Annotated in this window: 18 protein-coding genes, 1 tRNA gene, 1 pseudogene and 1 other annotated feature; of the genes and pseudogenes, 11 read left to right on the forward strand and 9 right to left on the reverse strand. The window is 67.4% G+C overall.

Annotated elements, in window-relative coordinates; genetic code table 11:
- Nucleotides 1–197: 197 nt before the first annotated feature.
- Nucleotides 198–295, reverse strand: a sequence feature (AL1L pseudoknot).
- The 3 genes and pseudogenes from DK26_RS28930 to DK26_RS28940 all read right to left on the reverse strand — a co-directional run.
- Nucleotides 206–336, reverse strand: a pseudogene (locus DK26_RS28930) (IS3 family transposase); the annotation flags it as partial. Its footprint overlaps the feature before it by 90 nt.
- Nucleotides 337–394: 58 nt before the next feature.
- A complete protein-coding gene (locus DK26_RS29825) occupies nt 395–3,997 on the reverse strand; it encodes an autotransporter outer membrane beta-barrel domain-containing protein (protein ID WP_282568025.1) in 3,603 nt (1,200 codons plus the stop codon).
- Between the two features lie 210 nt (nt 3,998–4,207).
- On the reverse strand, nt 4,208–4,984 hold the full coding sequence (locus tag DK26_RS28940; protein ID WP_157089596.1) for a hypothetical protein: 777 nt from the start codon (nt 4,982–4,984) through the stop codon (nt 4,208–4,210).
- 90 nt (nt 4,985–5,074) lie between these two features.
- Here DK26_RS28940 and DK26_RS09120 point away from each other — a divergent pair, with 90 nt between their 5' ends.
- Nucleotides 5,075–6,523 carry a HAMP domain-containing sensor histidine kinase gene (locus tag DK26_RS09120; RefSeq protein ID WP_066470912.1) on the forward strand — a complete coding sequence of 483 codons (1,449 nt, stop codon included), beginning with the start codon at nt 5,075–5,077 and terminating at the stop codon, nt 6,521–6,523.
- Nucleotides 6,520–7,215, forward strand: a complete 696-nt coding sequence (locus DK26_RS09125) for a response regulator transcription factor (protein ID WP_066470915.1) — start codon at nt 6,520–6,522, stop codon at nt 7,213–7,215. The genes DK26_RS09120 and DK26_RS09125 overlap by 4 nt, the downstream gene beginning before the upstream one ends.
- A gap of 419 nt (nt 7,216–7,634) precedes the next feature.
- Here DK26_RS09125 and DK26_RS09130 read toward each other — a convergent pair.
- From DK26_RS09130 to mnmA, 3 genes are all read right to left on the reverse strand, one after another.
- A tRNA-Met gene (locus DK26_RS09130) sits at nt 7,635–7,711 on the reverse strand.
- A 92-nt stretch (nt 7,712–7,803) separates the two neighbouring features.
- Nucleotides 7,804–8,433 carry a class I SAM-dependent methyltransferase gene (locus DK26_RS09135; RefSeq protein WP_066470918.1) on the reverse strand — a complete coding sequence of 210 codons (630 nt, stop codon included), beginning with the start codon at nt 8,431–8,433 and terminating at the stop codon, nt 7,804–7,806.
- Entirely contained in the window at nt 8,430–9,614 is a 1,185-nt protein-coding gene (gene mnmA / locus DK26_RS09140; RefSeq protein ID WP_066470920.1) for a tRNA 2-thiouridine(34) synthase MnmA, read from the reverse strand. The genes DK26_RS09135 and mnmA overlap by 4 nt, the downstream gene beginning before the upstream one ends.
- A 252-nt stretch (nt 9,615–9,866) precedes the next feature.
- On the opposite strand from mnmA, the gene DK26_RS09145 reads away from it, so the two are divergent.
- The 8 genes from DK26_RS09145 (at nt 9,867) to DK26_RS09180 (ending at nt 17,848) form a co-directional block, all read left to right on the forward strand.
- Complete coding sequence (locus tag DK26_RS09145) at nt 9,867–11,426, forward strand: flagellar hook-length control protein FliK (protein WP_157089597.1); 1,560 nt, start codon at nt 9,867–9,869, stop codon at nt 11,424–11,426.
- Nucleotides 11,427–11,441: 15 nt separating this feature from the next.
- On the forward strand, nt 11,442–12,122 hold the full coding sequence (locus DK26_RS09150; RefSeq protein WP_066470924.1) for a flagellar hook capping FlgD N-terminal domain-containing protein: 681 nt from the start codon (nt 11,442–11,444) through the stop codon (nt 12,120–12,122).
- Between the two features lie 103 nt (nt 12,123–12,225).
- A complete protein-coding gene (locus tag DK26_RS09155; protein ID WP_038359348.1) occupies nt 12,226–12,501 on the forward strand; it encodes a DUF1153 domain-containing protein in 276 nt (91 codons plus the stop codon).
- A 254-nt stretch (nt 12,502–12,755) separates the two neighbouring features.
- A complete protein-coding gene (gene fliF / locus DK26_RS09160; protein ID WP_066472518.1) occupies nt 12,756–14,387 on the forward strand; it encodes a flagellar basal-body MS-ring/collar protein FliF in 1,632 nt (543 codons plus the stop codon).
- 104 nt (nt 14,388–14,491) lie between these two features.
- Nucleotides 14,492–15,481 (forward strand): flagellar motor switch protein FliG, encoded by a 990-nt coding sequence (gene fliG / locus DK26_RS09165; RefSeq protein ID WP_248309943.1) that lies wholly within the window; start codon nt 14,492–14,494, stop codon nt 15,479–15,481.
- A complete protein-coding gene (locus DK26_RS09170; RefSeq protein WP_066470929.1) occupies nt 15,481–16,083 on the forward strand; it encodes a FliH/SctL family protein in 603 nt (200 codons plus the stop codon). Before fliG ends, DK26_RS09170 begins: the two co-directional genes overlap by 1 nt.
- Before the next feature lie 5 nt (nt 16,084–16,088).
- Nucleotides 16,089–16,439, forward strand: a complete 351-nt coding sequence (fliN, locus tag DK26_RS09175; RefSeq protein WP_066470932.1) for a flagellar motor switch protein FliN — start codon at nt 16,089–16,091, stop codon at nt 16,437–16,439.
- A gap of 44 nt (nt 16,440–16,483) precedes the next feature.
- Nucleotides 16,484–17,848 carry a sigma-54 dependent transcriptional regulator gene (locus DK26_RS09180; protein WP_066470935.1) on the forward strand — a complete coding sequence of 455 codons (1,365 nt, stop codon included), beginning with the start codon at nt 16,484–16,486 and terminating at the stop codon, nt 17,846–17,848.
- A gap of 54 nt (nt 17,849–17,902) precedes the next feature.
- Here the strand turns inward: DK26_RS09180 and DK26_RS09185 are convergent, their stop codons facing one another.
- The 3 genes from DK26_RS09185 to DK26_RS09195 form a co-directional block, all read right to left on the reverse strand.
- Nucleotides 17,903–18,223 carry a hypothetical protein gene (locus DK26_RS09185; protein ID WP_157089598.1) on the reverse strand — a complete coding sequence of 107 codons (321 nt, stop codon included), beginning with the start codon at nt 18,221–18,223 and terminating at the stop codon, nt 17,903–17,905.
- Between the two features lie 201 nt (nt 18,224–18,424).
- Nucleotides 18,425–19,858 carry an MFS transporter gene (locus DK26_RS09190; protein ID WP_066470938.1) on the reverse strand — a complete coding sequence of 478 codons (1,434 nt, stop codon included), beginning with the start codon at nt 19,856–19,858 and terminating at the stop codon, nt 18,425–18,427.
- 78 nt (nt 19,859–19,936) lie between these two features.
- Complete coding sequence (locus DK26_RS09195; RefSeq protein WP_066470941.1) at nt 19,937–20,278, reverse strand: hypothetical protein; 342 nt, start codon at nt 20,276–20,278, stop codon at nt 19,937–19,939.
- 225 nt (nt 20,279–20,503) lie between these two features.
- On the opposite strand from DK26_RS09195, the gene flhA reads away from it, so the two are divergent.
- Nucleotides 20,504–22,627, forward strand: a complete 2,124-nt coding sequence (flhA, locus tag DK26_RS09200; protein ID WP_066470942.1) for a flagellar biosynthesis protein FlhA — start codon at nt 20,504–20,506, stop codon at nt 22,625–22,627.
- Nucleotides 22,628–22,669 lie beyond the last annotated feature (42 nt).

Below are 22,669 nucleotides of genomic sequence, written 5' to 3' on the forward strand. Positions count from 1 at the left end.
GTCCGCCCGAGCCAGCCATTGGCGTCGAGCAGAACCAGCGCTGGCGGCGACTTCAGCCAGCGCCGCAGCCAAGGGTTCCGGATCCTCGACAGGGCATTGCCTGGCTGGCGCGACGAATGGGTACAGCTCCCGCGCGACGATGTCTCTCTTCGCCAAGGGAGGCTCTGGCCGTCGCCGGCAAGCCGGCCGTTCACACGGGGAGCCGCGGTTCGCCCCCCTCAGCCGCGCGGCGATGGTCGATCGACGCGATCATGACTGGTGCCGACGGCCGAGCTCCGCCTCGGCAAAATGCGCCGATGCCTTGCGGAGGACCTCATCGGCTTGGCGCAGCTCTCGGATCGACAACAACAAGGACGCCGTCATCGCGAGACGGTCCCTCGTGCCGTTGAGACCGTCAGAAGCTGACCCTGAGCTGGGCCGACCCACCGATGCGGCTGCCGCGATCGGAAAGTTCGCCGTCGAGGTTCAGGCCGAGTGAGACGCGCTCGCTGAGCTTTGCCGCGACACCAGCGCTGACGAGCGCGCTGTTGCGGCCGATCTCGGCGCCGGTCACCGCGAAGCTCGCGCCCGGCAACCCGGTCAGGCTCGCGGTCAGCCCGGCGTCGCGCTGGAAGTAATGCGCCCAGGCGGCGCGGACATAGCCGGTGACCAGCACGCCCGCGAGCACGCTGTCAGCATCGAGCTGCAGGCCGAGCTCGCTGCGGCTGGTGACATCGCTGCGCCTTGCCAGCGCGAGCGCGCCATTGCTGGCGCCGGCCCAGTTCGCCTCGGCCACAGCCGGGCTGCGTGCGCGGGTCGCCTGCAGCGCGGCCAGCGGCGAAAGCGCAAGTCCGTTCCAGGCGAAGAGGGCGGTGCTCGCCTGCAGCCGCCCGCTCCAGGCCGTGGTGTCATAGGAGGAGCCGAGGCTGGAGCCGAGCGCGGGAATGCTGCGCCGGACATCGTTGTCGAGCCTTGCATAGCTCAGCGCTCCACCGAGCTTGACCGGGCCGAGCCGGGTCACGCCATAGAGGCCGGCCTGGAACACATCGGCATCCATGCTGCCGAGCACGCCCGGCAGCGAGGCGCGCGCCTTGCCGCCGGACACCGCGATGCCGGCCACCGTGCCCGGCATCAGCCGGATGTCGAGGCCGGTCGCCAGATGTGCGCTGTCGATGGTGCGCTTGGCGGCGCCGATCGCGGCATTGCCGTCGGTTGCGCCATAGGAGCCATAGGCCGAGCCCCAGACCGAATAGAAGGGGGCGTCGAGCCGGGAAGGGGCGGCGGACTGGTCGACGCCCTTGCGCACGAGGCCGGAGAAAGCGGCGCCGCCCGGTCCGGCGCTGCCGGTCTCCAGCCGCCCGGCGGCCATCGGGTCGAGCATCGTCCGCAGGAACTGGTCGGTGGCGATATGGGCCATCGCCGGCGCGGCGCTGTGGATCTCGCCCGACAGGCTGTTCACCGCAGCCGGGATCGACGCCGCCGGCAGGTTGTAGATGCCGAACAGCGAGGACGGGTCGCCGCCATTGGCGATGGCCTTGTCGATGGATTTCGCAATTGCATAGGCGTTGGCTGGCGCGGTCACGCCGATGATCTGCGGCCCGGCAGGCGGAGGCGTCGGGTCGACGGCGGGCGGCGACGGCTCGGGCGGAGTGACCGGGACCTCGGGCTCGCTCGGGGTCAACGGCTTCGGAGTCAGGGTTAGCTGAACGTCCTTGGCCGTATAGCTCACCGTCGTGGTGACGCCGTCGCCGAAGGTCCCTGCCGTGTCCACCGGGCTGAACGCGCCGGTCCGCCCTCCCGCCGCCGAGAGCAGCGTATAGGGACTGTTGAAGGTGTAGGCGCCCCCTAGCGGCACCAGCCGTAGCGTCCCCGCCAGCGTGGCGGCGCCGGCGACGTCGACGCGATCGGCGACCGCGCCCTGGATTTCGACGAGATAGGCCGAGCCGGGATTGAAGGTCAGGTTGCCATGAACGGTCAGCCTGCCCGGCGAGTTGCCGGGCGACAGGGTCCCGCTGACCACCGTCGTCGGGACGATGCCCGTGCCGCCGAGCGTCGCGCCCGCTGCCACCGTCGCACCGGAGGACGTTGCGATCGACCCGTTCACGATCAGTGTGCCGCCTGCGACGTTCGTTGTGCCAGTATAGCCCTGGGTACCGGCCAGACTGAGGGTGCCGGCTGCCAGAGTGAAGCTGCCATCCCCCGAGATCGTCCCGGAATAGGTGCCGCCGGCCCCTTGGCTGAAGACGACGCCGCGCGTGCCGCTTCCCGTACCGAACGTCAGATCCCCGGCCAGGCTGGAGGAATTGCCGCTGAGCGTCCCCTCCCGGATCGTCCAATGCTGACTGCCGCTGCCCGACAGCGTCCAGCTCGACGAGCCCGTTTTCTCGAACGCCGTGAAGCCGGTATGCGAAGCCACGAGATTGCCGATATCGATGGTGCCGTTCGCCGCCCCGCCCAGTGCCAGCACATTGTTGGTGCCGCCGCTCTGAACCACGACATTGCCGTAGGTCGTCGAACCGGACCGGATCTCGAAGCGGTTATTGCTGCCGAAGAGCTCGACCGCGTTGGCCCGCGTCACGCTGTCCCCGGCCCGCCCGCCAGCGATCATCCCCGAATTGACGATCGAGATGCCGCCGCTCGCCGCGCCGACGATACCGACGCCGCCGACGCCATGGCTGATACCGGAAGCGGCGCTGCCGCCATTGCCGCCGGAAATCGTTCCGGCATTGTCCAGACTCGCGATCTGGCCGCTTCGGAAGACGATGCCGGCCCCGCCGACACCCGCGACAAAGTAAGGGTCGATGTTGGACTGGTTTCCGCCCGCTCCGCCTGTGATGCTGCCGCTCGTCGTGTTGCCGATCGAGCCGCCCCAGGCTTCCATGCCGGCACCGCCTCGGCCGTAGCCGGTCCCGCCTGCGTTCGAATCGCCTCCCTTGCCGCCTGTGATCGCGGCTCGGTTGTCGATGAAGCCGAGATTGCTCAGCACGCCGGCACCACCGGAGCCGGGGAAGGCCTGCTTCCCGCCTGCGCCACCGGTGATCGAACCGGCCTGATGGGACAAGCTGCCGCCATTGTACAGGAACAGTCCGGCACCGCCGTTGCCGCCGTTGTAACTGTTACCGCCCTGGCCGCCGGCAATGACGCTGGTGCCGCCGGCCCCAGCCGCGACGGTGATCGTGCCGCCGTCGAGCAGTACCAGCCCGGCGCCACCGCCCCCAGCGCCAGCGGTGCCCGGACCGCCGCCACCGGCGCCACCCGAGACGGCAAAGCCGTTCGTATCCATGGCAACTCCGGTGCCGGTCAGGGCGAGACCGCCACCTCCGCCACCGCCGCCGCCGTTTCCGGCATAGAGGCCATTCAGCGAGCCGCCGCTTCCCGCGCCACCGGCATAGGCTGCACCAAGCGATAGCGGGGCAGTCGTCGTGAGGAGGTTACCGCCGCCGCCGGCTCCACCCCCTCCGCCATCGCCCGGGAATGTGGGATCAAGGAAGGCCGCGCCACTACCACCACCGCCACCACCGCCAGCGGCCAGATCGTTGGGGGCGCCTGGCAGCCCGCCTGCTCCGCCGGACCCGCCAGGGGCGGTGTCGCCGGGCATCCCTGTCGAAGCCGATCCGCCGGGCGTCCGTGCCCCCGAACCGCCTGCACCGCCCCAAGAATCGAAACTACTGGGATCGCCGCCACCACCGCCGCCACCCGCAATGCCGCCGCCACCTGCAATGCCGCCGCGTCCGAAGGAAGCGCCCGAGCCGTTGCCGCCCCCCTGGAGGATCTGCTGAGCAGCCACGGCTTGCGGCCATAGCGGCAGTCCCGCTCCAAGCGCCAAGGCCAGGCAGATCAGCGACGTGGTCGTGCACAGGCTCTTGGGCCGCCGCGCAAGGGAATCCGAGGCCGCGCGGATGTCGCGGCCGGCACTGCCGGGGGAGGCGCCGATCGATCCCGGCAGGAAGCCCATCGACGCCGTGGCGCTGCGGGGGGCGAGCGGACGCATCAGCGAACCGCGGCTGCGAACCGTCATCGAACCCTCTTCTGCCGGACAGGGGCCGAAGACCCGCTCCCCCCTCGTCTCGCAAGATGTCCACGACGTCCCGCTCGGCGCTGCATCGGCTGTTCCGGGGGCCGGCACGGCGAAGCGCGAATCCAACCCAAACGCAGGTTAGAATTCCGCTCTCGGCGAGACTACTGCTTAATTCTGTTGAATCCTGACAAAATATTACAAATCTGTTAGTTAAATCACGTGATGCTGTGCATTTTCGGTTCTATTTTTCGAATTATTGACAATAATTCTACCAGGCGACGGTAATTTGTTTGCCTTTGAACACATATCGGATTGATATAAGCGCTCGGTGCCGTTGTCTGAATTGATTTGAATGGCTGGATAGGCGGGAAGTTCTGGTTCTGGGCTGAAATAGATTTGGGATACGAAATGCAGGATTTCGGAGCCGCTCCTGTCAAAGAGACCATGCCGAAAGCAGAAGCCCCCATCCGGCAGGCGACCGCAATAGCGGGCCGTCACATGCACGGCGCCGTGCATCCTGGTTGGCGTCAGTTGCGACAGCCCGGCTCGAGCGATCACGACGCTCTGAACCCGGCCACGGTGAATCCCACAGACCTCGCCGCGCCATTTGGCGGCCGTGGACCGTGCCACCTTGAGCAACCACCGCTCCGCCACGCCGCCGCTTGCATCGACATGCCGCAGCGGCAGGCGAGCCGAGACGAAGACCTCGTCGGTGGGGACCGACCAGCCGGCCGTCCAAGACTGAAGCACCCTGGACGCCAAGACTTCAACCGCCTCGAACAGCGAGCGAACATGCATCCGTAACTCCCCCCCTGTGAAATCGGCGTCGGCAAACGGCCTTTCTGTGCAGGGATCGAGTCGTTGATCAGCTGCGATCAACGAGTGATACCGGCACCAGAAATGACAGAAGTAATGCTGCTCGCATAAGCCGAGTTGGGAGGAGAGTGCTAGCGATGAAAACAGATCAATTGCATCGAAATCTAGCAACAGACGTTCTTGAGAAGCCATCATTCTCGCGATACGGCATCAATCGGTCTCGGGCATTGATGTGAATGAGATTCGGGAAAATGCAACGCGATGCTTGATCTGAAGACGGTTCTGGTCGTCGCGCTGGCGACCGCAAGCCTGCAGGCTGCCGCCTGGGTCTTCGTATGGCAGGCATGGCGCCATCTCTACGAGCTCAAGTTCATCGCCGCTGGCTTCGGTGCCATTGCCGCCGGTCTTCTCCTGATGATCCTTCGCGGCGCGGAGCCCGAGCCTCTGGCCATCGTGCTGCACAATACCGTCATCAAGCTGGGCCTCGTCCTGCTTGCCGAAGGCCTTGCCCGCTTCCTGGGACAACCGCGCTATACTTGGGTTGGCGTCTCGCTCCTCGTCTGCCAGATTGCGATCTGGAGTGCCGCAGTCGCGATCGACCCCGGCGACATCGCGATCCGCATTTACAGCTCGACCGCTTTCACCGTGGTCATGATGTCGGTGATGTGCCTGGGTCTCGTGCGCGACAGAACCCAGCCGAAGCTCCTGCGCTGGATTACCATCGGCATTCTCGTCGAGTACATGGCGGCGAGCCTGCTGCAGAGCGTCATCGAGTATCGATTGCCGGCCGATTTCGACGGCGGCCCGATCCTGGCCGACCGCAATGCCTGGTACCTGTTGCAAGGCACGCTCTTCCTGATCGCGTTCTTCGCGTGCCTCCTCTTCATGGTCAGCGCGAGGCTTTCCGCCGATCTGCGCAGGAAGCACGATGCCCTGCTGCGGGAGGTCGAAGAGCGGCGAAAGCTAGAGAGCAGACTGAGTGCCAGCCTCGAGACCGAGCGTGCCTTGCGCGACGAGCAGGCGGACTTCATGCGCGTCGTCAGCCATGAATTTCGCACACCGCTCGCGATTATCCGCAACGCTGCCGACATGATCGGCCTTGTCGGCGAAACATCATCCGGCGCGAACCGAGAGCGGCTCGCCGGCATCGGAGAGGCGCTCAATCGACTCTTCTCTCTGATTGACAGGTTCATGGCGGACGACCGGGAAAACGGCTTTCAACCCGAGCCGCTGCAGCTCGGCTCGCTGATCGGGGACGTGCGGCTGCATTTTGAGATGACGGAGCGCGGCGATCGTCTGCATTTCAGCCTGGCCGACGAAGCGGTCTCTCTCCATGCCGACCCGGATATGCTCGGAACGGTGCTTATCAACCTGATCGACAACGCGCTGAAATATGCGCCGGACGACCCGTCGATCCGCGTCGAAGCCTGGGAAGAACAGGGTTCTGTCGTGATCTGCGTCCGTGATCGGGGCATCGGCATTCCCGGCGCCGAAGCAAGCAAGATCGGCCGCCGCTTCTTTCGGGCCTCCAATGCCAAGGCGAGCGCGGGTACCGGTCTCGGGCTCTACGCGGCCCGTAAGTTCCTAGCCTATCACGGCGGAAGGTTGCAGCTCGTTTCGAACGGTGGAGATGGCACGACGGCCATCGTGCGCGTGCCGTCGTCATCTGGGGCGCGCCCTGCCGATCTGCGAGAGGAGATGACAGCGTGACGCATATTCTGATCGTCGAGGACGAGAAGAGGCTGCGCAAGGATCTGGTCGATTTCCTGGGGCTCTGCGGATTCGCTGCCAGCGGGGTCGCCACGGCGCATGAGCTGCGTCAGGTCCTGGCGGAAGGCCTTTCGCCGGACGTCATCGTGCTCGATGTCGGCCTGCCGGACGGTGACGGCTTCGAACTCGCGAGCGAACTTCGCAAAGCCCAACGCTGCGGGATCATCATGCTGACGGCGCTCGGCGACAGCGAAGACCGCATTCGAGGCTTCGAGAGCGGCGCCGACATCTATCTCGTCAAGCACAGCACGCTGCGCGAGATCGAGGCCGCGATCCGCAGCCTGCTGCGAAGAAGTGTGAACTCGTCCAACTCGGCGAATGGCAGCGGGGATCAATGGGCGCTGAACGGCGCCAACTGGACGCTGGTCGCTCCCAATCACCGGTCGCTCAAGCTGACAGCGACCGAATTTGCCTTCATGAGCGTGCTCTGCAGCCGCGGCGGCAGCACCTGCCCGCGCGAGTTGCTGATGGAAACGCTGGCTCGCCCCAGGGCGAATTTCGGCAATCGGCATCTCGACGCTATCGTCAGCCGGCTGCGCCGGAAGATCGAGGAGCGCACGAGCCTGCCGGCTCCGATCAGGGTCGTCTACGGCGTCGGCTATACGTTCACGGCGACGACCATCTTGGAATGAGCATCGGCTGAGCGATGGTGCCGGATGTCCGCATCGGTCACCTGGGCTGGCTGCGAACGCGATCGCCGGCGACGAGCGACCGTGCTTTCCGCGCAAGCTAGAAAATGGGGCACGAAAAGCTGCCGCGCAGAGTTCTCGGCAAGTTGCCCGCTACCGCGATGCCGGCACGGCTGCGGTCACGAGGGGCGCGGGCGGTTTGGCTTCGATGATGAAAATGCTCTCAGCGATCAAGGAGGCCCCGCGCTATCTCTCGTCGTAGGGGGCCGTACGGGCGGGGGCCGGGCAGAGGTGACTTGCTCTCGTTCTGGGCCGAGTCGTGACGGCAGGGCAGCATCACGAAACCCGCGCGAAACGCATGAGCTTCCATCGCCGATCGGTTCAAAGTGCTTGAAATCGCTCGGGCTGGCTGCCGAGAGAAATGGTAGCGGGAGAGGGACTTGAACCCCCGACACGCGGATTATGATTCCGCTGCTCTAACCAGCTGAGCTACCCCGCCCCGATGCGCCGCGTCTCAGAAGACGCTCAATCGCGACGGCGCGGATATAGGGTTTTGCGGGGGGGCGCGTCAAGCCTTCCTCGCGTAGGCATTCACCGCAATTTTTTCAGGCGCACGACCTTGAAGTAGCCTTGGCCGACATGGACGGTCTCATAGCGGCCCGTCGCGGCTGCCCAATCGGTCAGCCGGCTGACCTTGAAATCGCTGCTCCAGCCGACCGCCTTGGCCAGCGGGGCCACCAGCGACCAGAGCGGCGCGGCAAGCCCGCCTTCACCGACAAGGCGGCTGGAGATAACGATCTCGCCGCCCGGCCGCAGCACACGGTCCATTTCGCTCAGCGCCTGCTCGGGATCCGGCACCAGCGTGATCACGAACTGCGCGGTGACCGCGTCGAAGGAGCGATCGGCGAAGCCGAGGCGGCAGGCATCCATGACGAGCAGGCCGCGGACATGGCCCAGGCCCTGGCTCTCGACCTTGGCCTTGGCGACGCGCAGCATGTCGAGCGAGAGATCGGCGCCGACCACCTGCCGGTCGGGCTCGAAATAGGGCAGGGTCAGCCCGGTGCCGACGCCGATCTCGAGGATGTCGCGGCCGCAGGCGCAGGCCGCCGCCACCGCCTCGCGCTGGGCGCGCGAGAGCAGCCCTTGATAGATCCGGTCGTAGAATTTCGCCCAGACCGCATAGACGCGCTTCTGCGCGTCGAGACCCTTGCCAGCCGTCATGATGTCGCGAGCGAAAGTTCCGGAGTGTCGGGAATATGGCGGGTCTTTTCAGGCAGGATGACGCCGCCGCCGAGGACGCGCGCACCTGCGCCGGCATGATCGTAGATCACGCAGGCTTGGCCGGGCGAGACGCCTTCCTCGCCCTGGGCGAGCAGGACGTGCACGCCCCTCTCGTCGACGAGGAGACGCGCTTCGCGCGGCGCCCGCGTCGAGCGCACGCGGACCGCGACTTCGAGGCCTTCGGGCGGCAGTGCAGCGAGGGCTATGTCGCCGATCCAGTTGAGATCGCGCAGGTCGACGCGGCTGACGCTGAGGGCCTCGCGCGGGCCGACGATGACGCGGGCGTTCTGCGCGTCGAGAGCGACGACATAGAGCGGCTCGGCGCCGCTAATGCCCAGGCCCTTGCGCTGGCCGACCGTGTAGCGCAGCACGCCTTCATGCTGGCCGAGCACGCGCCCGTCGAGATGCACGATCTGGCCGGGGCGGGCGGCGCCTGGCTTCAGTCGCTCGATGACGTCGGCATAGCGGCCGTTCGGCACGAAGCAGATGTCCTGGCTGTCGGGCTTGTCGGCGATGGCGAGGCCGAATTCGGCGGCAAGCGCTCGGGTCTCGGCCTTCTCCATCTCGCCGAGCGGGAAGCGCAGCAGATCGAGCTGCTCCTGCGTGGTGGCGTAGAGAAAATAGCTCTGGTCGCGGTTCTCGTCGGCGGCGCGGAACAGGCCGCGATGGCCGTTGCCGAGATCGCGGCTGGCGACATAGTGGCCGGTGGCGAGCGCGTCAGCCCCGAGCTCGCGGGCGAGGCCGAGCAGGTCGCGGAACTTCACGGTGCGGTTGCACTCGACGCAAGGGATCGGCGTCTCGCCGGCGAGGTAGCTCTCGGCGAAGCGCTCGATCACCGCATCGCGGAAGCGGCTCTCATAGTCGAGCACGTAATGCGGGATGCCGATCGCCTCGGCGACGCGGCGGGCGTCGTGAATGTCCTGTCCGGCGCAGCAGGCTCCGGCGCGGTGCACGGCAGCGCCATGATCGTAGAGCTGGAGCGTGACGCCGACGACGTCATAGCCCTGGCGCTTCAGCAGCGCCGCCACCACAGAGGAATCGACGCCACCCGACATCGCGGCGACGACGCGCGTCGCCGCAGGCGGCTTGGCGATGTCCAGCGAGTTGAGCGGGGCGGTCATGGCAATGTCTGGCGCAAGGTGAAACGAGGGCGGGGGTGCCCTCCTGGCGCGTTCTATACCGGCTTTGCCGGGTCTGGACCAGCATCCGCCCGGCAAATACTGCCGGGACGGAACGTCGATGCGGCGCTTCCTGCCGGGATCTGACCAGGTGTGATCGGGCAAGTAACTGATTTTGCGATTTTATTTATCTGGCCCGGCTCTTGCTGTGGCGAGGCTGGCGCCCTTCGCCGTTTCGCCGTTCCGGAGTCCTCCATGTCCACCGCGTCGATCTCGCGTTCTCCATACGAGACTGCGCCACTGGTGCGCCGCGATCCCGGCAGGGCGCGCGGCAGCGATGAGGTCTTCACGCTGCCGGCGGTCGAGAAACGGGAGGCAAACGATACCGCGAACCGCCCGCGCCCGCGCGCCGAGCAGGGGCGCGGCGCCAGCGAAACCACGGCGAGGGGGAGCGAGCGCGCAGGCGCTAAGGAGGCAGCCGAGACGACCAATTCTGGCGCAGTGGCTAAGGCCGAGGGCGGGGACAAGACGACAGAGTCCGCGAAAGCAGGCGAAGCTCTGGCTGAAGCCGGCAAGCAGGGTGGCGAGGCGGTGGCCGAGACGGCCGCGCCAGCCGAGAAGCCGGCGACCGGCGAGGAGATGATCGTCGTCCTGCCGCAGCCGGTGCCGCCAGCGGTTCCGGCCGAACAGGCAAAGCCAGTGCTCGAAGCGCCGTTCGAGGGGGCGGCTCAGCCTGTTCCGGACGCCGTCGCAACGGCGGCTGAGACGCCGCCGGAGGCTGCCAAGCCCGCAACCGGGCCAGGCGAGATCGCGACGCAATTCCTGGCGCTTGTCGCTGCGACGCAGCAGCCCGGTAACGCTGTCGAGCCCGACGACGCCGCGGACAAAGAGGCGGGCGCTGTGCCTGACGGCAAGGCGGAGACCGTGAGCGCGCTGCCGGCGGTCGCCGCCGTCGCGCCGGCTCCGGTCGCTCCGGTCAAGGTCGAAGGCGAGGCGAGCGCCGGTGCCGAAGGCGTTGCCGGTGAGGCCAAGGCCGCGGTCAAGCCGGCTGTGGCGGGGGCCATGCTGCCGGCCGAGGCCGTCAAGGCCGATCCCCAGACGACCGACGAGGTCGGCGCGACTGCGGGCAACGCCACCGCTGCCACGGCCAGCACCGAAGGCAAGGTCGCCGAGCGTCCTGCAGGTGTCGGGCAGGTTCCGGCGGCCCCGGATGGTGGCAAGGCGGATGCACCGCAGCAGGCCGCGCCGTCGGTGCCGCAGGCGATCCCGGTTGCCAGCCCGCAGCTTCAGAAGCCCGAGCTGGCTCCGACGCCGCTCGATGCTGCCGCCCAGGCCAATGCGCAGGCGCAGGCCGAGGGGAACGCCCGGGCGCCCGTCGAGACGACGCGGCCGACGCCGCTGCATGTCGTGCCGGTCGAGATCGGCGCGCGGGCGCTCGCCGGCAACAAGCGCTTCGACATCAGGCTCGATCCGGCCGAGCTCGGCCGCGTCGATGTTCGCCTGGAGATCTCCGACAAGGGCGAAGTCAGCGCCAAGCTGACGGTAGACCGGGTCGAGACGCTGCATCTTTTGCAGCGCGATGCGCGGACGCTGGAACGGGCCTTCGAGCAGGCCGGGCTGAAACCGTCCGAAGGCGGGGTCGAGATGAGCCTGCGCGACTCCGCCGATCAGAGCTCGCGCCAGCACCGGCAGGACGATGAAGGCGCACGCACGCGCCGGACCTGGGTCGAGACTGCCGAAGAGGGCGTGCCCGTGACCGAGACGGCGCCGCTGCGCCGGGCCGCAAGGCTCGGCGGCGTCGACCTCAGCATTTGATAGAGAGGCGACAGGATGAGCATCTCCAACACCCCCGCCTTGAGCAATTCAGCTGTCACCGCCGCGCAGAACGGCACCAATGCCAGCGGCGGCGGCACCTCGATCGCCAATAATTTCGACCAGTTCCTGACGCTGCTGACGACGCAGCTCAAGAACCAGAACCCGCTCGACCCGCTCGACACCAACCAGTTCACCCAGCAGCTGGTGCAGTTCGCGGGCGTCGAGCAGCAGCTCAAGCAGAACGAGACGCTGACCGCGCTGCTCGGGGTCAGCAAGGCGACGACCGGGGCGAGCGCGATCGGCTTCGTCGGGCAGAGCGTGACAGCGGACGGGGCGGCGACGCAGCTCAAGGAAGGCAAGGCCGAATGGAAGCTCAACGCCTCCAAGGGCGGCACGGCGACCATCACGATCAAGGATGCGAACGGCAAGGTCGTGCAGACCGGCACGACGACGCTGACGGCCGGCGACCAGAGCTATAGCTGGGACGGCAAGACCTCGACCGGGACGGCCGCTCCTGACGGCGAGTACACCATCACCGTCGACGCCAGGGACCTCGCGGGAGCCGCGATCACCGTCAAGACCGAGGTGCGCGGCGTCGTTGACGGCGTTGATTTCTCGACCGCCGTGCCGACCCTGCTGATCGGCGCGATCAAGGTGCCGCTCGATCGGGTGAAGTCGGTGAAGAGCAGTTCCTGACGGCGCGGCATACTGAAAGCCTGCGCGGTTGCTTTAGGCAAAATTTAAGTCCGGAGGGGTACGGTCGGGAAGAAGTAGGTCTGTTGAGTTGTGTGAGTGTACCATGACCGAGCCGCTGCGACCGCGCGTGAAGTATGTCATCGGCCCCGACGGGAGCCCGCTGACCATCGCCGATCTGCCCCCGATGAACACCCGCCGCTGGGTGATCCGGCGCAAGGCCGAAGTCGTCGCCGCCGTGCGCGGCGGTCTGCTCAGCCTGGAGGAGGCCTGCCAGCGCTACACGCTGACGGTGGATGAGTTCCTGAGCTGGCAGATGTCGATCGACCAGCATGGCCTTGCCGGCCTGCGTACCACCCGTATCCAGCATTATCGCCAGTAGGCGTTGCTGCATTTCGCGTTCTCAGAGGCGCCGGTCCCGGAAGGGACCGGCGCCTCTCGGCGTTTATGCCCACTGAATTCCATCTTGAAACGCTCCGATCATCCCGCCGTTAACCGGGCGCTAACCATCCACTGGGAAAAACTTGCCTAGCGATAGCTGTGCGGATTGGTCCGCGTCGGCAGTGGGCATCGGATGGCGGCGTGAACGGCTTGGTCGATCAGTTCCGGAGATTTGGCGCGGCGCGGCTGGCGGCGATGCTGGCGGTGACGCTGGCGCTGATCGGCTTCTTCGCCTTCGTCATGTTGCGCATGTCGCAGCCGGCGATGGGCGTGCTCTTCGCCGATCTGTCGAGCCAGGATGTCAGCGCGATCCTCAAGGATCTCGATGCGCGTGGCGTCAAGTATGAGCTGCGCGGCGACGGCCAGACCATTCTCGCGCCGCGCGCCGACGTGCCGCGCCTGCGGCTCGATCTCGCCGGCAAGGGCATCCCGTCCGGCGGCGGCGTCGGCTATGAGATCTTCGACAAGGGCGACGCCTTCTCCTCGACCAGCTTCGTCCAGAACATCAACCATCTGCGCGCGCTCGAGGGCGAGCTGTCGCGCACCATCCGCTCGATCGGCCGGGTCCAGGCCGCGCGCGTCCATCTCGTCATTCCCGAGCGACGCCTGTTCGAGCGCGACCGCGAGCCGCCGCGCGCCTCGATCGCACTCAAGCTCGCCGGTGATCTCGACGCCGCCCAGGTCCGGGCGGTGCGCCATCTCGTGGCGTCGGCGGTGGACGGCCTGAAGCCGGAGCGGGTCTCGATCGTCGACGAGCGCGGCCGCCTGCTGGCTGACGGCGCGCAGGGCGAGCAGGGTCTCGCCGGCGTCGGCCTCGACGAGCGCCAGGGCGCGATCGAGCGGCGCATCAAGTCGCAGGTCGAGGATATCGTCGCGAGCATCGTCGGTCCCGGCCGGGCGCGCGTCCAGGTCTCGGCCTCGCTCGACAGCAACCGCATCGAAAGCCGCTCGGAGACCTTCGATCCCGAGAGCAAGGTCATCCGTTCGAGCCAGAACCGCAACGAGACCTCGACCACCAACGAGGCGCGCGAGGGCGTCACTGTCGGCAACGAGCTGCCGGGCGCGCAGCAGCCGAACCAGGCCCAGCAGGGGGTGCAGAAGGACGCCACCAACAAGAACGAGGAAGTGGTCAACTACGAGATCTCGCGCACCACGCGCACCGAGGTGCTCGAGGGCGGGCGCGTCCGCAAGCTTTCGGTCGCGGTGCTGGTCGACGGCACCTATGCCCGCGGCCAGGGCGCCGAGGCGGGCTACCAGCCGCGGAGCCAGGAGGAACTTGAGCGGATCGGCCAGCTGGTGCGCACCGCCATCGGCTTCGACCGGCAGCGCGGCGACCAGGTCGAGGTCGTGAATCTGCGCTTCGCCGAAGGGCCGCAGGCGCAGACCGATCTCGTCGAGCAGAGCCTGATGCAGCAGCTGCTCTCCTTCACCAAGGAGGACATGGTCCGCTTCGCCGAGATCGCCGTGATCTCGCTCTTGATCCTGATCGTGCTGATGGTGGTGGTGCGTCCGCTGCTCAAGCAGGTGCTGGCGCCCGAACACGACTTCCGGGCCATCCCGACCTTCATGCGCAATGGCGTGATCGTCACCACGGCCGAGCAGGGCACGGGTGATCCCGCGAACCTGCCCGCCGTCACCGGCGGAGGCGCCGGCGATGGCGGCGATGGCGATGTCGTGGCCCCGTCCGAGCGGATGCTCGCGATCGCGCAGGTCAAGGGCCAGCTCAAGGCGCAGTCGGTCGAGAAGATCGGCGCCATGGTCTCGCAGAACCCCGCGGATTCGGTTGCGGTGCTGCGCGGCTGGATCCACGAAAAAGCACCGGCGTGAGGGGCTGAACGATGGCCACGCGCTCCATAGCCACCAGAAGCGCCGGCGATAGCGACCTGGCCGAGGCTGGCGGCGGGTTCCAGCAGGCGGTTTCGCTCGAAGGCATGACCGGCCCGCAGCGGGCCGCCGTCATCTTGCTGGTTCTCGGCGAGGATCATGGCCGGGTGATCTGGCAGGAGTTCGACGACGAGGAAATCCGGATCATCACCCGGGCGATGGCCGAGCTCGGCACGGTCGATTCCGACCAAGTCGAGCGGCTGATGCTGGAATTCGTCGGCAAGCTCTCCAGCGCCGGCGCGATCACCGGCTCCTTCGACCGGACGATCTCGCTGCTCGAGAAGATCCTGCCGACCGATCAGGTCGCCCTGATCATGGAGGAGATCCGTGGTCCGGCCGGCCGCAACATGTGGCAGAAGCTCGGCAATATCGACGCGGTCGTACTCGCCAACTTTCTGAAGAACGAGTACCCGCAGACCATCGCCGTCATCCTCTCGCGCATCCGGCCCGAGCATTCCGCCAATGTGCTGCGCAACCTGCCGGGAGAGCTCTCGATCGAGGTGGTCAGCCGCATGCTGCGGATGGAGTCGGTGCAGAAGGAAGCGCTCGACCATATCGAGAACACGCTGCGCACCGAGTTCGTCTCGACCCTGACGCAGACGCGCCGGCGCGACCCGCACGAGATGATGGCCGAGATCTTCAACGGCTTCGACCGCCAGACCGAAACCCGCTTCCTCGCGGCGCTCGATGCCACCAACCAGGAGTCGGCCGAGCGCATCCGGGCGCTGATGTTCACCTTCGAGGATCTCGGCAAGCTCGATTCCGCCGGGCTGCAGACGCTGATGCGCCAGGTCGACAAGGATACGCTGGCAAGGGCGCTCAAGGGCGCCGGCGAGGAGATGCGCACCTTCTTCCTCGGCGCCATGTCGCAGCGCGCCGCCAAGAACCTGCTCGACGACATGCAGGGGCTCGGCCCGCTGCGCCTGAAGGAGGTCGACGAGGCGCAGATGAAGATGGTGACGCTGACCAAGGATCTCTCGGAGAAGGGTGAGATCGTCATCTCCAAGGGCAATTCCGAGGACGAGCTGGTTTACTGATGGCCCCCGCGAAGAAGTTCATGTTCGACACCGACTTCAGCGGCAACAGCCGCAAGGCGGTCGACGAGGGGGCGCTGGATGCCGCCCGGGCCGAGGGGTTCCACAGCGGCCTCGACCAGGCGCGTCGCGATTCCGACCAGCAGACCGCGACGCTGCTGTCGCAACTCGCCAGGTCCTGCCAGCAATTGCTGGCGCAGCAGGATGCCCGGCTCGCCGCGATCGAGGAGCAGGCGGCGCACCTCGCGGTGGCCGCGGCGCGCGGCCTCGCCGGCGCGGCGCTGGCGGACAAGCCGCTGGTCCAGCTCCTGGCCGCCGCCCGCGAATGCTTCGGCCATGCCCGGCAGGCGCCGCATCTGGTGGTCCATGTGCATGAGAGCCTGGTCGAAACCGTCGAGAGCAAGCTCGCGGGCCTGGCGCGCGAGACCGGCTTCGCCGGCCGCGTCGTCGTGCTCGGCGAGCCCGATATCGCGCCCGGCGACGGGCGCATCGAATGGGCGGATGGCGGCCTCGCCATCGACAGCGCGCAGCGCGACGGCGCGATCGAGGCGGCGATCAGAAGCGTATTTGGCCCGGCCGGATCGTCCGGCCAGGGAACGAGGTGACAGACATGGCCGACAACGACCTCAACCTGCCTCCGCTCAACCCGGCCGACCTTTCCTTCGACCACAACAACGACGGCTCGGTCGCCCGTTCCGGCCCGGTGCCGGTGAAGACGGCCGAGGATCTCGAGCAGGTCTTCGACGTACCGGTGACGGTCTCGGCCGTGCTCGGCTCCTCGCGCATCGCGGTCGGTGACCTCCTGCGGATCACGCCCGGCGCCGTGCTCGAGCTCGACCGGCGAGTAGGCGAGGCTATCGACATCTTCGTCAACGAGCGCTTGGTGGCGCGCGGCGAGGTGGTGGTGGTCGAGGAACGCCTCGGCGTCACCATGACGGAAATCATCAAGGCCGACCGGTGACGAACCGGACGGCCAAAGCGGATCACGCAAGGAAGCCCTGACCCATGCGCCTCATCATCGTCGGCAGCCTCAAGGGCCAGCTCATCACCGCGGCCAAGATCGCCGTCTCGCATGGCGCCGCCGTGACCCATGCCGAGAGCGCCGAGCAGGCGCTCGCCGTGCTGCGCGCGAAGGGCGGCGACCTCCTGATGGTCGATGTCGAGCAGCCGATCGCCAAGCTGATCGCGGCTCTCGAAGCCGAGCGCATTCGCACCCCGCTCGTCGCCTGCGGCACCTCGACCGATGCCCGGGCCGCAGTGGCGGCGATCCAGGCTGGCGCGCGCGAATATGTGCCGCTGCCGCCCGATCCGGAGCTCATCGCGGCGGTGCTCGCCGCCGTCGCCTCCGACAAGGCGAGCCTGATCTGGCGGGACCCGGCGATGGAGCGGGTCGTTCAGCTCGCCAACCAGATCGCCCGCTCCGACGCTCCGGTGCTGGTCACCGGCGAGAGCGGCACCGGCAAGGAGATGATCGCTCAGCACCTGCACCAGAAGTCGCTGCGCAAGGACAAGCCCTTCGTCGCGGTGAACTGCGCGGCGATCCCCGACAACCTGCTCGAATCCGAATTGTTCGGCCATGAGAAGGGCGCCTTCACCGGGGCAGTCGCCCGGCGCATCGGCAAGTTCGAGGAAGCCAGCGGCGGCACGCTGCTGCTCGACGAGATCTCGGAGATGGACGTGCGCCTGCAGGCCAAGCTGCTGCGGGCCCTGCAGGAGCGGATGATCGACCGGGTGGGCGGCACGCAGCCGGTCAAGGTCGACCTGCGCATCATCGCGACCTCGAACCGTAATCTCGGCGACGCCGTGCGCGAGGGCTCGTTCCGCGAGGACCTGTTCTACCGCCTCAACGTCGTGCATCTGCGCCTGCCGGCATTGCGCGAGCGCCCCGGCGACATCCTGGCGCTGGCCGACCATTTCGCTCGGAAGTACGCCGAGCTCAACGGGCTGCCGCAGCGCCCGATCGCCGCCGAGGCCCGCAAGCTGCTGCTCGGCAATGGCTGGCGCGGCAATGTCCGCGAGCTCGAGAATACCGTCCACCGCGCGGTGTTGCTGGCGCAGGGCGTCGAGATCGGCACGGATGCGATGCTGACGCCGGAGGGCGAGACGCTCGGGCCGGCTGCCGGCCGCGACGTCGCCTCGCGGGCGGCCCAGACGGCGGAGGCGCTGACGCGCGGTCTCGTCGGGCGCACCGTCGCCGATGTCGAGCGCGACCTGATCCTCGACACGCTCGACCATTGCCTCGGCAACCGCACCCATGCGGCGAAGATCCTCGGCATCTCGATCCGGACCTTGCGCAACAAGCTCGGCGAATATGTCTCCGCCGGGATTCCGGTGGCCGAGCCGGGGCAGGCGCGGACGCAGTCACTCTGACCGACGCTTAAACGAAGCGGGCCGGAGCGAAGGCTCCGGCCCGTCGACAGCCGCTCAGTAGTAGTAGCGGCGGCGATAATAGGGCCGCGGGCGGTAATAGTAACGCGGGCGATAATAGGGACGCCGATAATAGCGCGGACGATAATACGGGCGGCGATAATAGGGACGGCGATAATAATACTGGCTGAAATCGGCGTCGGCCTTGTCGAGCGCAGCGCTGGTATCGGCATCGAGCGCTTCGGACGCCTTCGGCTCTGGCGTCGGTGTCGGCGTCGGAACGGGCTTGGGCTGGGTCGCCTCGGCGGCGGCGATGCCACCGACGCTGGCAGCGGCGAGACCGCCGAACAGCGCCATCACGAATGAACGTCTATCCATGCATTCCTCCATCGGGTTCGATCCGAGCGCCGCGTTTCCGCGAGGCCACTCTAGTCTCCGGCTGACCAATCGTCACGTCGGGGGCGTGGCGAGGGCCTGCAGGAGCTGACGGCGCGGGGGGCCGGCCGTTAGCGCTTTGGGATGGTCTGAGGCGAAATCGCCCGGCCTCGTCGGCATCCCGAATATTGCGGCCTACGGGAGTCATTGCGCCCCCAGCGGCCGGCTGATGTCCTCCAGCGAGCGGCGCTCTGCCCTGACCGCGAACTTCCAGGCGATCAAGCCGGCGCCGATCATCAGCACGGCGCCGAACAGGTAGCCGCCGAGCACGCTGGTGCGCGAGCCGGTGTCGATCAGGGCGCCGAAAACCCAGGGGCCGGCGACGCCGCCGAGGCCGGTGCCGAGCGCATAGAAGACGGCGATGGCGAGCGCCCGGATCTCGAGCGGATAGGTCTCGCTCACCGTCAGATACGCCGAGCTCGCCGCGGCGGATGCGAAGAAGAAGACGACGCTCCAGCAGGCCGTGAGCTGTGCGGCGCTGAGCAGGTCGCGCTCGAAGAGCAGGCCGGTGCCGGCGAGGAGGAGCCCCGACAGCACATAGGTCGAGGCAATCATCGTGCGGCGTCCGAGGCTGTCGAAGAGCCGGCCGAGCAGCAGCGGTCCGAGGAAATTGCCGGCGGCGAAGGGCAGGATGAACCAGCCGATCGCGTTGGACGGCACCTTGTAGAAATCGGTGAGGATCAGCGCGTAGCTGAAGAAGATGGCGTTGTAGAAGAAGGCCTGCGACGACATCAGCGCCAGCGCCACCAGCGTGCGCGGCCGGTGGGTGACGAACAAGGTGTGGCCGACCTCGCGCATCGGGGTGAAGTGGCGTGGCCGCAGCGTCAGCGTCGGGAGCGGAGCCTGCGACGCCGGAGCAGGGGCGAAAGCCTCGATCCGCGCCACGATGGCCTCGGCCTCGGCGAGGCGGCCATGGCTCATCAGCCAGCGCGGGCTCTCGGGTATCCAGCGGCGCAGGAAGAGGATGATCAGGCCGAGCGCGGCGCCGATGAAGAAGGCGAGCCGCCAGCCGAGTTCGGGATCGATCACCCTGGGGTCGAGCAAGACGATCGCGCCGATGCCGCCCATGGCGGCGCCAACCCAGAAAGAGCCGTTGATGACGAGGTCTGTCCAGCCGCGGACGCGCGCCGGGATCAGTTCCTGGATGGTCGAGTTGATCGCGGTGTACTCGCCGCCGATGCCCATGCCGGTCAGGAAGCGGAAGAGCAGGAAGCTCCAGAGGTTCCAGGAGAACGCGGTCGCGGCGGTCGCGGCGAGATAGAGCAGCAGGGTGATGGTGAAGAGGCGCTTGCGGCCGAGCCGGTCGGTCAGCCAGCCGAAGAGCACGGCCCCGATCACCGCGCCGGCGAGATAGGCGGCGCCGGCGAGGCCGACCTCGGTATTGGTGAATTTGAGGACCGGGCTTTCCTTCAGCGCGCCGGAAACGGAGGCGGCGAGGGTGACCTCGAGCCCGTCGAGAATCCAGGTGACGCCGAGGGCGACGACGACGAGCGTGTGGAAGCGTGACCAGGGCAGCCGGTCCAGCCTGGCGGGAATATCGGTGACGATTTCGCGGGGCAGGTCGCGCGCTTCGTTCACGGCTCCCGTTCCATCACAGGGCGGCCGGCGGCCGCGAGGAAGGAAAAGGCCGGCGCCTTCGCGCCGGCCCGTTCGGCGTCAGCGCACGTAGACGCGGCGCGGCCTAACGACGGTGGTACGCCGGACCACGACCGGGCGGCGGTAATAGCGCGGCGGCCTGCGGACGACAGTGGTGCGCCGGACGACGACGGGGCGGCCATAGCCGGCGGGGCGGCGCACCACGGTGGTGCGGCGGACGACGGCCTGGCTGAAATCGGCCTCGGCCTTGTCGAGCCCTGCTTTCAGTTCAGGTGCGAGATCCTCGGGGCTGGGAACCGGGCTGGCCGCCGCCGGCGCTGCCGCCTGAGCCAGGCTCGCGCCACCGATGGCGGTCGCGGCGATGCCACCGAACAGGCTCAGTACAAACGAACGTCTATCCAAGATTTCCTCCAATAATCCAGGCCCGAAAGCCAATCTTGTCGACCCGCGCCGAGTTGGCTGGCCGAATGCGGCCGCAAAGGGGCCATTCGATAACGGTCTGTTCAGGGAAAGGTTCCAAACGGGATTTTTTCGCCTTTCTTAACCACTCGTTCACCATACACCCGGCAAGAATTGCCGGGTGTGGGTCGCGCGTCGTGACGGGCCATACATGGAGCGGGCTAGGCTATGAGCGATGTGACGGCGGGCGCTGGCGGTGGCATGACCATGCCGACGCGCGGCCAGATGGGCAGCCTGCTGAACCGTCCGGACCTGTTCCTCGCCATCGGTGTGATGGGCATCCTCGTGGTGCTGATCTTCCCGCTGCCGGCCGTGCTGCTCGACCTGATGCTGGCGCTGTCGATCATCCTCTCGGTGCTCGTTCTGATGACGGCCCTGTTCATCGAGGAGCCGCTGGAATTCTCTGCCTTCCCGACGGTGCTGCTGATCGTCACCATGTTCCGGCTGGCGCTCAACCTCGCCTCGACGCGCCTGATCCTGTCGCATGGCCATGAGGGCAGCGCGGCTGCCGGCCATGTCATCGAGGCCTTCGCCAATTTCGTGATGAGCGGCAATTTCGTGATCGGGGTGATCGTCTTCACCATCCTGATCATTGTGAATTTCGTTGTCATCACAAAGGGTTCGGGCCGTATCGCCGAGGTCGCGGCGCGCTTCGCGCTCGATGCCCTGCCGGGAAAACAGATGGCGATCGACGCCGACCTCTCGGCCGGGCTGATCGACCAGGAGGTCGCCAAGACCCGCCGGAAGGCGCTGGAGGACGAAGCGTCTTTCTTCGGCTCGATGGACGGCGCCTCGAAATTCGTGCGCGGCGACGCCATCGCCGGCCTCCTGATCACCTTCATCAACGTGATCGGCGGCATCATCATCGGCGTCGCGCAGCAGGGCATGAGCTTCGGCGCTGCCGCCACCAACTACACGCAGCTGACGGTCGGCGACGGCCTGGTCAGCCAGATCCCGGCGCTGATCGTCTCGACGGCGGCCGGCCTGCTCGTCTCGAAGTCCGGCGTGCGCGGCGCCGCCGACAAGGCGCTCGGCAAGCAGCTCTCGGGCTATCCCAAGGCGCTCGGCATGTCGGCAGCGGTGATGGCGCTGATCGCGGTCCTGCCGGGCATTCCCATGCTGCCCTTCCTGGTTCTGGCGGGCGGCTCGGCCTGGCTCGCCCGGCATTTCGGACGACTCGCCAAGGAGCGTGCGGTGGAGACCGCGCAGGCGGCGCAGGACGCTTCGCCGCTGGCCGCCGACGGCACGCCGAAGGAAGAGACCCTGAACGACTTGCTCAAGCTCGACGAGCTCAAGATCGAGATCGGCTACGGGCTCTTGCCGCTGGTCAATGCACCGGGCGGGGCCGACCGCCTGACCGACCAGGTCCGGGCGCTCAGGCGCCAGCTCGCCGCCGAGCTCGGCTTCGTCATGCCGGCGGTGCGCATAGTCGACAACGTCCAGCTCGAGGCGAACAACTACTACATCAAGATCAAGGAGATCGATGCCGGCCACGGCGTCGTCTACGCCGGCCAGTACATGGCGATGGATCCGATGGGCGGCAGCGTGAACCTGCCTGGCCACAATGTGCTGGAGCCGACCTTCGGCCTGCCGGCGACCTGGATCGATGCTGCGCTTCAGGACGAGGCGCAGCTGCGCGGCTTCACGGTCGTCGACGCGGCGACCGTGATCTCGACCCACCTCACCGAGGTGCTGAAGTCGCACATGCCAGAGCTGCTTTCACATGGCGAGGTCCAGAAGCTGCTGCGCGAATTGCCCAAGGACCATGCCGACCTCGTCAAGGAGATCGTGCCGAACCAGATCTCGACCACCGGCATCCAGCGCGTGCTGCAGCTCCTGCTCGCCGAGCGGATCTCGATCCGCGACCTTGCGACCATCGTCGAGGGCATCGCCGAGGTCGCCGGTGGCATCAAGAACCCGCGCGACATCGCCGAGCATGTCCGCGTCCGGCTCGCCCGCCAGATCTGCGCCCAGTTCTCCAACCAGCACGGGCAGTTGCCGATCATCACCCTCTCGCCGGCCTGGGAGAGCGTCTTCGCCGAGTCGATCGTCGGCCAGGGCGAGGATCGCCATCTCGCCATGCAGCCCTCGCGCCTGCAGGAGTTCGTCCATGCGGTCCGCGACAAGTTCGAGGATGCGGCGCGCATGGGCGAGATGCCGGCGCTCGTCACCTCCGGCATGGCGCGGCCCTTCGTGCGCCAGATCGTCGAGCGCTTCCGGCGCGAGACGCCGGTGCTCTCGCAGGGCGAGATACACCCGCGGGCGAAGCTCAGGACGGTAGGAAGCGTCTGACGGGCCTCAGGATGAGGGCTCGGCTTCGGAAAGGCAGTAGAC

This window comes from Allobosea sp. WAO (assembly GCF_001509835.1).
Taxonomy (GTDB): domain Bacteria; phylum Pseudomonadota; class Alphaproteobacteria; order Rhizobiales; family Beijerinckiaceae; genus Allobosea.